The following is a 14,225-nucleotide window of genomic DNA, read 5'->3' on the forward strand; positions in this document are numbered from 1 at the left end:
TCGACGAGCTTGGCGGCGCATGCTGCAGCAACAGCAAGACCATCATTCGTCAGGAACTGGAGTGCCGCGTGTTGGACTGCCTGCCCGCAGCCTTCTTTGCCGGAGGCATCTTCGACACGCTATCCGAACAGATCATCGCCCACGAGACGGCAAAACTCAAACGTCCGCTGGCCGACCGCGATCAGATGAAGCGCAAGCTCTTGGAGCTCGAGGGCAAGCAGCAGAACATCATCCAGCAGATCAGTGACCGTGCGGCCGAGGGCCGTCCTCGCCTGCCGGCACTCGACGACACGCTCGACCGGCTCGAAGTCGAGCGACAGACGCTGGAGAAGGAGATCGCCAGTTTCACGGAAACCGGCCCGGACATGACTGCCAAGATCGAGCAATTGGGTCGGCGCCATAATCCGCAGGAAACAGAGATGGCGATGCGGCAGTTCATGCGGATGGCGCGCAAGGGCACGGATGAAGATGCAAAGCGCGCGCTGATGCCGATCGTCCGCCAGCTCGTTCAGAAGGTTGTCATCGGTAAGACACCAGGCCATCAGCCGGCGAGCCTGCAGGTTCATGGCTTGATCGCCGCAATCCTCACCCAGATGGATGTGTTCGACTACATGAGTAGCCGCTTTATGTCGGAGGTCCACGAGGATTTCATGGAACGCGTGGAAGCCGGCGATATCGACAGTGAAGAGAAGAAGGAGATGATGCTCGACATTTACCGCGAGGAATTTCTCGAGCGGCTTCCCGAATGGGAGAATTTACAAATGTCGGTGGTTGCGGGGGCAGCTGCCATATTATCCCGAAAGTCTCTTGTTTTTCAATCCACTAGAAATCCACCGTCGTCCATAATACCCACAAGAATACCCGCATCACATTGTCGTTATTTTGGTGAAAGCCACCGCGTTCTGCCAAACTCCAGACTATTCCGCCGGCGGGGTCCCATTCTCCTTCACCACCCACTTTCCTTTTCCAACACTCCGAATGTGCATCGCTCCCGAAGCTGCCGACCTGGCTGGGGTGCCGACCTTTCTCGTAGATTTCGAATTAACCGCACTCTGCTACACATCGGCCGTCCGCGTTTTTCCTCCCGAGCCCGAGCCGCTTCGCCGCTTGCCGGCGTTGTTCGGAATATCCTGGGCTACCATCGGACAATCGCCCGGCCGCTTGAACCGGAAGCGGTACTCCTCTGATGTAAGCCCGTATCGCCAGATGCCGTTTCAGGCTCTTGCAGGGCCTGCCTTGGAGAAGGCCAATGTGATCACGCGACTCCAGACTTGTCTTAACGGAGACGGTTGGCACGTACTCGGGTTCCGGCGGCGCCTCAGGCTTTGCATCCTCCGACGGAGCCGCCTTCGTCGTCCGAATCATATTGGCAAGCTCGCTGCCTGGCACGGCATTGTTTCTAACATAGGCGCTCAAAGCTGAACCGTTAGGACCGCAAGATCGGGCTTCACAGCCTCGCTCATGTCGATGCCCTTGTTTACGCCCTGCGACAACTGAACTTCATCAGGCACTTCCCAGTCTGAAATAGAAAGACGAGGTGCGGAATCTGGGAAAATTTCCAACGAATGTCAAAGGCATTTCACCAGCGAGACCTTCGGGCTTTTTTAGACAGTGCCGGAACTTGGCTTCCGCATTGATATCGACTACAGCAACTCTGGCAGGATCGCCGCAGTAAAGGCATATTCCCAAATTGCGGCCTATGCCTCCCTCGCGGGCCCGGCACACTCAGGCGGGTGCTGTATCCTCGCTCTCGCCACTGTCCGATTTAAGAGCTCCCGCTCTCCGACGGTGAACTCACTTTCCAGCTTTGGCGGAAAAATTTCGAATATCACATGAAACCTGAAATCGATCCGTGCGTTTACGCCACGAAGACGCAAAGCGCGCGAGAAAGCCTTCGGACATGTCCGGCTTTCTCCTGCATGTTGCAAGAACGCGGGACACAAGATTTGTTCATACCCTATACGGAAACGACCGAGACGCTCCAGCCGGATGAAGAACGCATCGTCCGTGACATCGTCTCCCATATGGCGGCGGCGCAGGCTCGCAACGCCGAGCGTCATCGGCACGCCCATCGCGACGCGCACGCCAAGAGCCATGCGGTCCTCAAGGGCGGATGGCGGTGCATGACGGGCTGGTACCTGAACTGGCACAGGGGATTTTCGCCGCCCCGCGCGAATACGAGGTGGTGGCACGGCTGTCCTCGGCGCCCGGCGATATCCATAGTGACTCCATTCCCGAACCGCGCGGCTTCGCGATCAAGATCATCGGTGTTGAGGGCGAACGTCTCGTGCCCGAGCTTGGCGGCGCCAATCAGGATTTTCTGATGGTGAACTTTCCCATCCTCGCCTTCGGAACCGTGCAGAAATACAAAAAGATGCTCACGCTTCTCGAACGCAGGGCGCAAGCGCCCGAGGCGGTGCAGAAAGCCACGGCCGCCACCGCACGCGGAGTGCGGGGTCTCGTCAAGGCCGTGGGCGCGACGCCCGGCGCAACGCTCCAGGGCCTCGCCCGCGACCGGGCGCATGTGCTGGGCGAGACCTTCCACACCCAGGCCGCGATCCGCTACGGCGACTACATCGCCAAGCTGTCGCTAGCGCCGCAGGGCGAGGTCGCGGTGCTGACCGGGCAAGAGGTCGGCGACGGCTTCTCGGCGATGGCCGATGCGGTGGCGGCGCATTTCGCACGCGCCGGCGCGAGCTACGAACTGCGCGCCCAGCTTTGCACCGATGCCGAAAACATGCCGGTCGAGGACGCCGCCATCCTGTGGGATCCCGACGCCTCGCCGCATGTACCGATCGCGACCCTGCAGTTCGAGCCGCAGGACGTGCTGTCGCCGGCCCGGCGAGTCCACGGCGACGACCATCTGGCCTTCAATCCCTGGAACGGCGTGGCTGCGCATCGTCCGCTGGGCTCGATCATGCGCGTGCGCAAGGCGGCCTATGAATCCTCTTCCGCGCAGCGACACCGGCTGAATGCCGTGCCGCGCGCCGAGCCATCGGCACTGGCCGATATTCCCGACTGACCGACACATTCGACCAAGCAGGAGACCCCACTCATGTCGAACGATACCAAAGACCCGCGTCTGGGCGACGAGTCCCGGCTCGCCGAGTTCCGCCGCATCGCCAGGGAGATCGCGGCGGACGCGCCGACGCTGGCCCAGATCAAGATCAACAGTCTGATCCGCGACCACAATCCGCTGTTCGAAGGTAGCTCGAAATCCGCAGGGCGCGCCGGGCGGCAGTCGGGCAATGTTTCGGAACTGACGGCGATCGCCGATCTCAAGCCCGGCGGAGCCGATCGCCTGCGCCGTCTCTTCAACCTGACGAACGGAAATTTCGATGGTGCACAAAGGGTCTCGACCCTGCACAACATGCGCTTCGTCTTTTTCGACAACGATACGCGTATCATCTTTGCCACCGCCTATGACGGCGACTGGGACACCTATATCAACGATTTCGCGACCAAGATCCCGGAACTGATGGACCTGCTCTTCGCCAATGTCGAAGGCTGGCCCGGCATCACCTCACCCAAGGTGAAGGATTTCATCGCCGGACACCAGATCGACGCGGCGGGCTGGTTCGTTGCCAATCCGCAGGTGAGCGTCGTGGATGTGCGCCGCTACCAGCGGATGGACAAGGCAGTAGAGGAATTCCTCGACGCCATGTCGGCCAATGCCGAAATGGACGCGACGACGCACAAGGCGCTCGCGAAGCTGTCCGAAGCCATCGCCGTTCCGCAGGGGGTCGATTACTGATGAGCTTCTTCAAACACCTGAAAGACCGTTTCCGTCGCGACCGGGTCACGCTCCAGCTCGACGATATCCAGGCCCTGATCCTGCGCTCGCGACCCGAGCCCTATGTGGGCATCCATGCGATGCTGCATGTGGACGAGGCGGAGGGCGGGCGCGACCTGATCGCCCGGCTGGCTGAATATATTCCCTCGGCCAGCGACTGGGCCGACGATCTCAGCGCCTGGACCGGCGTCGCGATCAGCCATGCCGGGCTTAAGGCGCTCGGCCTGCCCGAGGACTCTTTGGCCTCCTTCCCGCTAGCCTTCCGGCAGGGCATGGCGGGGCGCGCGACCCAGCTTCATGATTTCGGCGAAAACGCGCCCGAGACCTGGGAGGACGCCTACAGGAACGACACCTGCCACATCGCGCTGACGATCTATGCCGCAGACAAGCCCGCGCTGGATGTTGCCGTGGAAAAGGCGATGGCCGAGTTCGACGCCTCGACCGGCGTCACGCTCGTGGGCACGCATGAGTTCGGCGCCGACGAGGATGCCGAAAACCCGTTCGGCTTTCGCGATTCCATCTCGCAGCCGACGGTGGCGGGCGCCGGTGTCGATCCGCAGCCGGGGCAGGAGCGCGCCATCGCCGCCGGGGAATTCGTTCTGGGCGAAAACAGCGAGACCGGCGAGCCCATCTCGATGCCTTCGCCCGATCCTCTGGGGCGAAACGGCTCCTTCGTCGTGCTGCGCAAATATGACAGCCGCGTCGGCGCCTTCAACGAGTTTCTGCGTGCACAGACGGGGGACGCAGAGGCGCAGCATGCCTTGGCCGCCAAGATGTTCGGCCGCTGGCGTTCGGGCGCGCCGCTGCCACTATCACCGGCCAGGGACGATCCGGACCTTGGCGCGGACCGGCAGCGCAACAACGATTTCGATTTCAAGGGTGACGTAAGGGGGTTCGTTTGTCCGCATTCCAGTCATATGCGCCGCATGAACCCGCGCGGCGGCGACTTGACCATCCTGACAGACGAGAACATCCACCGCATCATCCGGCGATCCTCGACCTTCGGTCCGAAATGGACACCGGACGTGACGGCGGCGGAAGACAGGCCGGACGAACGCGGCCTGTTCTTCATCTTCATCAGCGCGCGGGCCTATGACACGGTGGAGTTCCTGCAACAGGAGTGGATCAACCGCGGCAACTTCATCGACCTCGGCACCGAGCCAGATCCGATTGTCGGTCTGCATGAGGAGCCGGGCAGGTTCACCATTCCGGCCGATCCGGTGCGCCGCCGCATCGACGGGGTGACAACCTTCAACCGTCTGCGAGGAGGCGAATACATGTTCATGCCCTCCCTGACGGCCCTGCGCTGGATCGGAAGCGAGGGCTGGGCCGGTTGAATACGGATGCAGGAGCGGGGGGCCTTGCTCCGGCATCCCGTTCCGGCAGGTTATTTCCCGTAGACGTAGAACCCCTCTCCAGAGGCGACGCCCATCTTTCCCTTGTCGATATAGTTTTCCTTCAGATAGCGGGCGAAGGCCTGCGCTTTCGGATCGCCGTTCGAGGAGATATACCAGGCGGTACCGAGACCGACGATGTCGTAGATCTCGAACGGCCCTTTCGGCGCGCCGGTGGCGATCTTCCATGTCCTGTCGATGGCCTGCGGATCGGCGATGCCGTCGACCAGAAGCCCGGAAGCGGCGGACAGAAACGGCACCAGCAGCGAGTTCAGCACATAGCCCGCTTTCTCCTTGCGGATCTCGATCGGAACCATGCCGATGGCGCGGGCGAAGGCGACCACCTGTTCGTAGACGGCGGGATCGGTCCCGGCATGGCCCATGACCTCGGCCACGTTGTGCTTCCATATCTCGTTGGCGAAATGCAGCGCGAGGAAGCGCTCGGGGCGGCCGGTCGATCCCGCCATGGCGCTGGGCAGGAGCGTCGAGGAATTGGTGACGAAGATCGTGCGCGGCGGAGCGGCGGCTCCGAGACGGGCGTAGACCTGCCGCTTCAGCTCCAGCTTCTCGGGAATCGCTTCGATCACCAGATCGGCGGCCCCGGCGGCGGCCTCAAGATCGTCCGTCCAGGCGATGCGCGCCTTCGCGGCCTCGGCCGAGGCCCCGTCCGCGCCAGGAATATCTTCCAGCAAGCGCAGGGCGAAGGCGTCAACCAGCCCCCTCCCCTTTGCCAGCGCGGCCTCATCGATGTCGTAGGCGATGACGGAAAATCCGTGCCAGGCGGCCTGAAGCGCGATCTGCGCCCCGAGGATACCGGTTCCGAGCACGGTGACAGTGGCTATGGTCATGGACGTTTCTCCTGCGGATGATGCGGCCGGCAGACGGCGCGCGGATATCGGCGGCAGCCGCCCGTCAGGCCGGGCAGCCGGTGATGGCGCGGAAGAAGGCGAGCAGGATGCGGTCGCGCGGCAGGGAATCCGGCACGCTGCCCTGCACGATCAGCCCCGCCCACAATGCGTAGAGCCCGATGGCGATCTGCCGCGGCTCCATCGCCGGTTTCAACCGGTGAAGGCGGATCAGATCCTCCAAAAGCAGGGTGAATTCGCCGTGGCAGGCGGCCTTGTATTCGTTGTAGCGGCTGGCGAAGGCGGCATCGCGCTGCGCATGAAGCTGCAACTCGATCGAAAGAAGCGACCATTGCGGCTCGGCCGCCAGTTCGGCCAGCCTCGCCGCCAGCCGCGTCATCGCGGCATCGAGATCGCCCCGGTCGGTCCCGGCAAGAATGTCGCGCAGAAAGGCCACCTCGCTCTGGACATGCATCTGCATGATTTCCAGAAGCAGATCCTCCTTCGTGCTGAAGTTGGAATAGAATGCGCCCTGGGTATGGCCCGCGGCCTCGCAGATATGCCGGATCGAGGCGGCGGCCAGCCCTTCCGAGGCGATCGAGGCGTTCGCGGCGGCGATCAGGCGCCGGCGTGTCTGTTCCTGAGCTTCCTTGCGTGTCAAGCGCATGATGGCACCCTTGCCTTTTTCTGATTGCGGCACGCCGCCCCTGCGGGGACGGCGTGCCGTTGCCGTTCAGTCGCGTTTTCCGCGCACCGTCTCGCGGAACCGCTCAAGCCAGCCGAACACCGTCGCCACGGCCTGCCCGCCCTTGCCGAGAAGATTGGACAACTCGCTTTCGGCATGCTCCAGCGTCGTCTCCTCCTTCTCCGGCAACGGCGGCAGGATATGGGCGTAATAGGTCTTGTCGAGCAGCCGGTGCAAGAGCCGCTCGCCGGGGAAGGGTTCGTTGCTGTTGAGCGCCCGCGCTCCTTTCAGGATATTGCGGATGTCGTATTGCGTCGGGCTGATGTCGGCCACCTGCTTGGGCAGACCTAGCAGGGTATAGACGCCTATGCGCGCGGTGCGGACCGAACTTTCCATCGTGAAGATGATGTCGTTCGAGGTTTCGACGAACTGGCCGAGCAAAGCCAGGTTGGTGCAGCCTTCCGGCACGACATGCGGCCTGTCTCCCGCCGCGCGCGGCATGAACTGCGCTGTGATATAGGGCATCAGCGCCAGCCGCACCTTGGTGTTGGCCGCGATCTCGTCGATCTGCCCGACGATGCCGAGGTGATAGCAGAGCTCCGTCAGAACCTCGCGCCCGTTGCAGGCAGGCATCGGTTTCTTGACGTAATTGCCGTCCTTGTCCATCAAAAGCGCATAGACCCACAGCACCAGCACGTCACCCGGCTGGTCCGGAAAATGCGGCTGGCGGTTGCAGGTGACGCTCAGCACCCAGTTGGAATCGGTGAAGGTGATGATGCCGCCGGTGACCGTTTTGCCCGAATAGGGATCGTTGACCGAAAGCTCCTTGAGCTTGTCGACGAGCGGCGACGGTTTGCAGGTGAGCGTCGCCGATTCCCACATCGAGCCGTCGACATTGCCGTAGAATTTTTCAGGCTTGCCGAAGACCGGCGATTTCCTCGCCAGGTTCTTCCACAGCGTCCAGTCGCTGTCCTCGCCCGGCTCCGCCTTGCCGCGTTCAAGCACGGGCGCGGTGTCCATGTCGCCATAAGCGGTGCCCTCGGTCATCGAGCCGGTCAGCGCGAAGACCACGTCATCGGGGCCGAGATCGATCACCTCGTCCCGGCCATCGACCTTGCAGCGGATGGCGGTCACCGTCCGCTTGCCCTCCGCTTCGGTCATGTCGAGATCGTAGGCGCGGGTGTCGAACTGCACCTTCACGTCCTTTTCCTTCAAAAGGCGGATGAGCGGCACGACGAAACTGTCATACTGGTTGTATTTCGGGAAGACCAGCGCCGACATGTCCGTCAGGCCGTCGATGGCGTCGAGGAAACGGTGCATGTAGAGCTTCACCTCGAGCAGGCTCTGCCAGTTCTCGAAGGCGAACATCGACCGCCACAGATACCAGAAATTGGTCTGCAGGAAGCTTTCGCTGAAATAGTCCTCGATGGTGATGTCGTCGAGGTCCTCCTTGCGCTTCAGGAGCAGCTTGACGATCTCCCACTGATGCGCCCTGCTGAGCCCGAGGGTCGAGAAGTCGCGGATCTCGCCCTGTTTGTGCATCAGGCGCGCTTTCGACCAGTTCGGGTCGTTGTCGTTCACCAGCCGGTATTCGTCGAGCACGCTGTAGGGCTCGGGCAGTTCCAATGCCGGCACGTCCTGGAAGACGTCCCAGAAATTGTCGTAGTTCCAGTTCATCTCGCGGCCGCCGCGAATGATATAGCCGTCCTCGGCGTTGCCCGCGCCGTCCAGCGAGCCGCCCTCGATATTCATCGTGTCGAGGATGGTGATGTCCTCGCCCTTCATGCGGCCGTCGCGCAGCATGTAGAAGGCCGCCGCGAGCCCGGCGACGCCGCTGCCGACGATCCAGGCCTTGCGCCCTTCGACCGGCGTGACCGGCAGCGGGCGGTTGCGCATGTAGGGACCCATCGTGTCGGGCGGCGGCAGCGTGTCCTGCGGGCCTTTCCGCCAGAAGGCTTCGCCCACATTGGCTTCGATCTTTATCCCCGGCTTCTGCCCGTTCGGCAGGGAGGTGGTCTTGTCGTTCATGATCGTCCTTTCCGTTTCCGCGCGCCGCAGCGCCGTTTCAGGGTACGACGTTATAAATATCACTCGAAATTCAAATATCAAATGATACTTGAATTATCTGCGCGCCCATCGGATTGTTACGGCCAGCAGCGCATATCCGATGGCCAGAACGATCTGGACCGCGACATCGTTCGCGACCGAGCGGAAATTCGCACCCATCTGGTTGACGCGGACGATAGCGGTGATCGCCGTGGTCGACGGGATCAGCAGGGAAAGCTCGCGCAAGACGGAGGGAATCTGTTCTACAGGCCAGGAAACGCCGGACAGGAAGAACAGTGGCATGCCCAGCACGACGAGGAAGAAGACGACGCCCTCCTTCCACGGGATCGACCAGGCGATGGCGAAGCCCATGGCGGTGACGGCGAAAAGGAAGGGGACGGCCACGAGGTAGAGCGTAACGATACCGCCGATGCGCGGAATACCAAGGACATAGGGCAGGAAGACGAGCGTCACCGCGATCCAGAAACAATAGAGAAGGATATAGGCCAGCGCCGCCGCAACCGCGGCCGGAGCGCGCGACGGCTGCCGGCCCGAATGTAGAATGCCGATGCCCATCAGCAGGGTCTGTTGCAGGATCAGAACGAAGGCGGCGGGGACGACGAAACTCGCATATCCGCCCTGCGGATTGAACAGCGGTGTGCTGGCAATGGTCATCGGGGCGACAAGCGCGGCCGCTTCTTCACCCGGAAGCCCGGCTGCGTTCAGGCGCTGGAACTGGATATCGGCCCCCAGACTGCGCGCGGCATCGCCCATGGCGCCCATCGCGGCATTGTAGAGCAGAAAGTAGCTTGCATCGCCGTAGCCTGCGATGGCAGAGCGCCGATCAGATAGCAGGTCTTCCTCGAAACGCGGCGGCACCACGACGATCCCGTAAGCCTGACGGGCATAAAACAGTTGCTTGGCGGCCGGCAGGTCGGCCACGATCGATACAATTTCGGCGGAATCGCTGCTGGCAACACGGCGCAGCAATTCCCGGCTGGCGGTCGACCCGTCCTGATCGACGGCGACGACGGGCACCTCGCGCACCACTTCTCCGAGATAAGGCTGAGGATAGAGGACGCAATAGATGACGATGGCGGCGATCATCGTGGACTTGGCGCCTGGATCGGCGGCGACTTGGCGCAATGCGGCGAGAATACCTGCGAACAAGGATCTCATGGCGTCTCTCCCACCGGCGGTTCCGCTTTCACCCGCACGGCGGGCCGGGCCGTTCTGCGGAACTGGAGAAGCGTCAAAAGGCCATAGACCGCCAGCAGCGCCAGCAGCCAGCCGAGGGTGGGCAGCGATATCTCCACCGGCGTCCCCCTGAGAGCCTGGTCGGTCCGCAGTTGCAGATAGGGCGTGAGCGGCAGGATCGCCCCCCATGCCACGGAAAATCCGTTCATGACGATGCGGGGAAAACTGACGCCGGCGAAGCCGAAAGCCGGACCGGTCAAAAGACCGCATAGGCCGAGCGCCGCGACCGTGTCGGCCAGCGACAGGGCCAGAAGGACGCCGAGCAGCTGGCTGGCAAGGATGAAGGCGAAGCCCGAGACGACATGCAGCAGCATGCTGCCATGAAAAGGCGCGCCGAAGAAGCCGAAGATGATGGCGTCGGCGGCAATCAGCGTCAGGCCGTAGGTGAAGGTGTAGGGCAAAAGCTTGCCCGCCGTCGCCCGCAGCGGCGTTTTTCCCAGTCGCAGGACCCGGGCAATTCCGGCCTTCGTATGCCGGTCGCGGGAAAAGGAGAGGACGGCGCCGGCGCATATGAAGATTTGCAGCACCGTCGGCATGATCGCCGCGAGCAGGAATTGCACGTAGTCGAGGGTGGGATTGAAAAGCGGGCTCTGCCGGAGCGGCACCGGAGCGGCGGCCTCGATGGCGGCTTCCCGCGTGGCGCCCCTGGCGATGCGCATTTCCACGGCCAGACCGGCGGAGAAGGTATTCAGCGCCCCGTTTATGGCGCGTGCGGCGATGCCTCCGGGCGTCATCAACTGGTTGTTGTAGAAAACCACGACTTCCGGGCGGCGGCCCAGGAGCAGATCCCGCTCCAGACCGGAGGGGATCAGGACGGCTGCATAGATCCTGCCGTCAAGAACGGCCTCTCTGCCTTCGGTCAGGTTGACCAGGCGTCCCGCAACCTCGACTTCGGGGGTCGCGTCGATCATCCGCACGATCTGCCTCGACATGCCGGTGCCGTCCTCGTCGATCACCGCCACCGGCAGGGCCGTCGGCAGCCCGGCATGGAATATAGCCGCGAGGATGAGAAACAGCAGAAGCGGAAACGGCCCGAGCATGAAGAACAGCGCCGGCCGTTCGGCGATCTGGCGCAGCTCGCGGCGGAATATGCGCCGGAAGCCGGGCGGGAGATGAGCGGCGGACACGGTCACCGCTCCAGCCGGTGGGATGCGCTCCATTCGACCAGCGCGCTCATGCCCGGACGCAGGTTCCGTTCCGCCGCCACCGGTTCGGCGCGCAGTTCGAAGGTCCGCAGGTCGAAATCGCCGGTCGCTTTCGTCGCCCGCCAGTTGGCGAAGCTTCCAAGCGCGTTGATCGCGGTGATCTTCGCCTCCACCAGCCGGTTCCCGAGGGCGGGAACGCGGACCTGAAGGGTCCGCCCGATCTCAAGCCCGTCGAGCAGGTCTTCGCGCACATTGAAGGTGAACCAGGCCCGGTCGACGTCGACAATGGATATCACCGGCGCACCGGCGCTGAAGAGCTTGCCCGGCTCGGCCATACGCGCCGTCACCTGTCCGTCGATGGGGGAACGGATCGTCAGTTCGGCGATATCGGCCGTGGTCTGGGCGACGGACGCCTCCGCCTGCCTGACCTGCGCCTCCGCGACCGCCTTCTGCTCCACGCTGTTGCCGTTTTCCGCCAGATGCAGGTTCGCTTCCGCCGCCTCGCGTGCGCGCAACGCCGCGTCCAGGCTATTGGAGGCCTGGTCGACCGCCTGCTGCGACGTGACCGACCGGTCGAGCAGGCCGGACAGGCGGTCGTAGGTGCGTTGGGCCAGAACGACATCCGCCTCGGCCTTGGAAAGCTCCGCCCTGCGCGCGGCGATGGTTTCGGGACGCGTCGAGAAGGTCAGCTCGCGGTTGGAGCGGGCGACGGCGAGGCTGGCTTCGGCCGTGTCGAGACCGGCCTTCAACTGCGGGCTGTCGAGTTCGACAAGCAGTTGCCCGGCCGTCACGCGATCGCCGAAACTGACCGGCGCGGAGGAAACCCGCCCCGCGACCTTGGTCGCCAGGTCGATCCGCGTCGCCTCCACCTCCCCTGCACGAGCAGCGTGCGCGGCCGCTCCACCGACCAGGCGACATAAGCTCCCACCCCTGCCGCCACAATGGCGGCGACTGCTACGGCCTTGCGTGCGGACATGCTCCGGTTCCCGATCTTGACTCGAATCCTGCTTGCGATAATTTGGAAAATAGAAAATTTCCGAATAGAGCAGATGACGCAAAAACTGACGGGAGTCAAGATCGTGGACGACAACAAGGCGAAACGCCGTGGGCGGGGTCGGCCGCCGGCTCGCAGCGCCGAGGAGACGGCCGGCGTGATCGTCGAAGCGGCGATCACCGAATTCCTGACGTCCGGATACGCCCAGACGAGCGTGGAGGCGGTGGCGCGCAGGGTGGGCATTTCCACGCGCACGCTTTACAGGCTGGTCGAAAACAAGGCGGCGCTGTTTCGCATGGCGGCCGAAAGGCGGATCGAGGCGAGCCTCGGCTCGCCGGATACGGCCGGGACGGCGCAATCGGGCGTGGAGGAGCAGCTCGCGCAGATCGTTCTGGGTTATGCGCGGCTGTTTCTTAGCGAGGAAGCGGCCAGGACAGCCCGGCTGGTCATGGCCGAAATGGATCAATTCCCGGAAGTCGGGGCCAGCTATCGGGAAATGGCCCTTAAGGTGTCCGATACGCTCGAAGCGCACATAAGGCGGCTTGCCGCCGCCGGAAAGATCGCCTGCCCCGAGCCGGCGCTGGCCGCCGATCTGCTCAGGGGCATGATCATCGGTCCGCAAAGGCAGATGCTGCTGGGGTTGAGGCCGCCCATGGGAGCCGTGGAACTGGAGGCATGGGCCGCCTCCTGCGTCCGCATGTTCCTTTACGGGTGCACGAGACTTTGAGGAGGCTGCCGCTACCCGCCCGAAATGGTCGGCGTCGATGCGCTGCCAAAACGGCAGGCCCGGCCGGGTGCAACGGTCGCCTTGTGAGATCGCCCCTGAATTCACGCAACGAACATTGAGATAATCAGCGCGTTGGCGATATCGATGAAAAAGCCGCAGACCAGCGGCACGATGATGAAAGCCCTGTGAGCAGGACCGTGGCGTTGGGCCACGGCGGCCATGTTTGCCATCGCCGTGGCAGTCGAACCCAACGCGATGCCGCCAAAGCCGGCGGACATGACGACCGCCTCGTAATCGCGCCCCATAGCCCTGAAAACGACGAAGAGCGCGTAGACGACAGCCAGGGCGATCTGGACGGCGAGCGTGCAGGCGATGAAGCCGAGCATACCCTTGAGGTCCCACAGTTGCAGCCCCATGAGCGCCATGGTGAGGAACAGCCCGAGCGAAAGATCGGAAAGCAGGGAAAAACCGTCGTCGAGGCTCGGCCAGATGCGGCGGATGCCCGCGCCGATGGCGCCGGGCAGCAGGTTTCGCATTGCGATCCCCGCCAGAATGCAGCTCACGAAGGCTGGCAGGGTAAGACTGCCTCTGTTCAGCACCTCGTTGATGCCCATGCCCAGCATGACCGTGACATTGAGGATGAGAATGGCCCAGAGCACCGCGAAATAGTCCAGTTTGGACGCTGGTTGACGGTCATAGGCGACGCCGACGTCGAGATGCCCTTCCCCGGCCGGCGCAATGCGGTGCTTGCGCATGAGAAACGCCGCCATCGGCCCGCCGATCACACATGCGGAGACGAGGCCGACGGTGTTCGCGGCGACGCCAAGCTCCAGGGCGTTTGCGATGCCGAGCCTCTCCACGAATGTCGGCGCCCAGGCGAGCGTCGTCCCCACGCCGCCGGTCAGCGAGATGGACCCGGCCATCAGCCCCGCTTTCGCCTCCATGCCGAAAAGAACGGCCATGCCGATCGCGGCGAAATTCTGGATGAAGATGAAAACGATCGCAAGGGCGAGAAGAACGAACAGCGGGCGCCCGCCTTTGAGCAGTGTGACGATGTCGGCCTTCAGCCCGATCCCGGCGAAAAAAAGCAGAAGCAGGAAGTCCTTCACCTCCAGGTCGAATGAAATCCTGACGCCGGAAAGCGGATAGATCAGAGCGACGATCGCCGCACAAAGAATGCCGCCGACGACAGGCTCGGGAATGGCATATTTCCGGAGCGTGGCGGAATGCAGCGTCATGAATTTCCCGGTGATCAGAATGACGATCGCCAGCGTGAACGAGAAAAACGCTTCGAAATGCATGATGGATTTCTCAATTTCTGGATTCCGCTCTTCAACCA

Annotated in this window: 13 protein-coding genes; 4 read left to right on the forward strand and 9 right to left on the reverse strand. The window is 63.0% G+C overall.

Annotated elements, in window-relative coordinates; genetic code table 11:
* Positions 1 to 119: 119 nt before the first annotated feature.
* Together EGT36_RS31580 and EGT36_RS31585 are read right to left on the reverse strand one after the other, a co-directional pair.
* The gene (locus EGT36_RS31580) at positions 120 to 566 is read right to left on the reverse strand and encodes a hypothetical protein (protein ID WP_082179093.1); all 447 of its coding nucleotides are present in this window, start codon (positions 564 to 566) and stop codon (positions 120 to 122) included.
* A 475-nt stretch (positions 567 to 1,041) separates the two neighbouring features.
* On the reverse strand, positions 1,042 to 1,365 hold the full coding sequence (locus EGT36_RS31585) for a MucR family transcriptional regulator (protein WP_210210116.1): 324 nt from the start codon (positions 1,363 to 1,365) through the stop codon (positions 1,042 to 1,044).
* A gap of 748 nt (positions 1,366 to 2,113) precedes the next feature.
* Here EGT36_RS31585 and EGT36_RS27780 point away from each other — a divergent pair.
* From EGT36_RS27780 to EGT36_RS27790, 3 genes are read left to right on the forward strand one after another with little or no spacing between them, the layout of a single operon-like run.
* Positions 2,114 to 3,022, forward strand: coding sequence for a catalase family protein (locus EGT36_RS27780; protein WP_286084364.1), 909 nt, complete (start codon positions 2,114 to 2,116; stop codon positions 3,020 to 3,022).
* A 33-nt stretch (positions 3,023 to 3,055) separates the two neighbouring features.
* A complete protein-coding gene (locus EGT36_RS27785) occupies positions 3,056 to 3,754 on the forward strand; it encodes a hypothetical protein (protein WP_011983004.1) in 699 nt (232 codons plus the stop codon).
* On the forward strand, positions 3,754 to 5,130 hold the full coding sequence (locus tag EGT36_RS27790) for a Dyp-type peroxidase (RefSeq protein WP_011983005.1): 1,377 nt from the start codon (positions 3,754 to 3,756) through the stop codon (positions 5,128 to 5,130). The genes EGT36_RS27785 and EGT36_RS27790 overlap by 1 nt, the downstream gene beginning before the upstream one ends.
* A gap of 50 nt (positions 5,131 to 5,180) precedes the next feature.
* Here EGT36_RS27790 and EGT36_RS27795 read toward each other — a convergent pair whose 3' ends face one another.
* From EGT36_RS27795 to EGT36_RS27820, 6 genes are all read right to left on the reverse strand, one after another.
* On the reverse strand, positions 5,181 to 6,035 hold the full coding sequence (locus EGT36_RS27795) for a 3-hydroxyacyl-CoA dehydrogenase (protein ID WP_011983006.1): 855 nt from the start codon (positions 6,033 to 6,035) through the stop codon (positions 5,181 to 5,183).
* A gap of 64 nt (positions 6,036 to 6,099) precedes the next feature.
* The gene (locus tag EGT36_RS27800; protein WP_035228312.1) at positions 6,100 to 6,699 is read right to left on the reverse strand and encodes a TetR/AcrR family transcriptional regulator; all 600 of its coding nucleotides are present in this window, start codon (positions 6,697 to 6,699) and stop codon (positions 6,100 to 6,102) included.
* A gap of 66 nt (positions 6,700 to 6,765) precedes the next feature.
* Complete coding sequence (locus EGT36_RS27805) at positions 6,766 to 8,745, reverse strand: oleate hydratase (protein WP_125269931.1); 1,980 nt, start codon at positions 8,743 to 8,745, stop codon at positions 6,766 to 6,768.
* A 93-nt stretch (positions 8,746 to 8,838) separates the two neighbouring features.
* Entirely contained in the window at positions 8,839 to 9,942 is a 1,104-nt protein-coding gene (locus EGT36_RS27810; protein ID WP_011983009.1) for an ABC transporter permease, read from the reverse strand.
* A complete protein-coding gene (locus EGT36_RS27815) occupies positions 9,939 to 11,147 on the reverse strand; it encodes an ABC transporter permease (RefSeq protein WP_082179096.1) in 1,209 nt (402 codons plus the stop codon). Before EGT36_RS27815 ends, EGT36_RS27810 begins: the two co-directional genes overlap by 4 nt.
* Positions 11,148 to 11,149: 2 nt before the next feature.
* A complete protein-coding gene (locus tag EGT36_RS27820; protein WP_164056925.1) occupies positions 11,150 to 12,034 on the reverse strand; it encodes an HlyD family secretion protein in 885 nt (294 codons plus the stop codon).
* Between the two features lie 180 nt (positions 12,035 to 12,214).
* Between EGT36_RS27820 and EGT36_RS27825 the strand changes: the two genes are divergently transcribed.
* Positions 12,215 to 12,886, forward strand: coding sequence for a TetR/AcrR family transcriptional regulator (locus EGT36_RS27825; RefSeq protein ID WP_286083359.1), 672 nt, complete (start codon positions 12,215 to 12,217; stop codon positions 12,884 to 12,886).
* Between the two features lie 101 nt (positions 12,887 to 12,987).
* Here EGT36_RS27825 and gltS read toward each other — a convergent pair whose 3' ends face one another.
* On the reverse strand, positions 12,988 to 14,187 hold the full coding sequence (gltS, locus tag EGT36_RS27830; RefSeq protein WP_011983013.1) for a sodium/glutamate symporter: 1,200 nt from the start codon (positions 14,185 to 14,187) through the stop codon (positions 12,988 to 12,990).
* Positions 14,188 to 14,225: the final 38 nt, after the last annotated feature.

Source organism: Agrobacterium sp. FDAARGOS_525 (genome assembly GCF_003938925.1).
In the GTDB taxonomy this organism is placed as follows: Bacteria; Pseudomonadota; Alphaproteobacteria; order Rhizobiales; family Rhizobiaceae; genus Agrobacterium; species Agrobacterium pusense.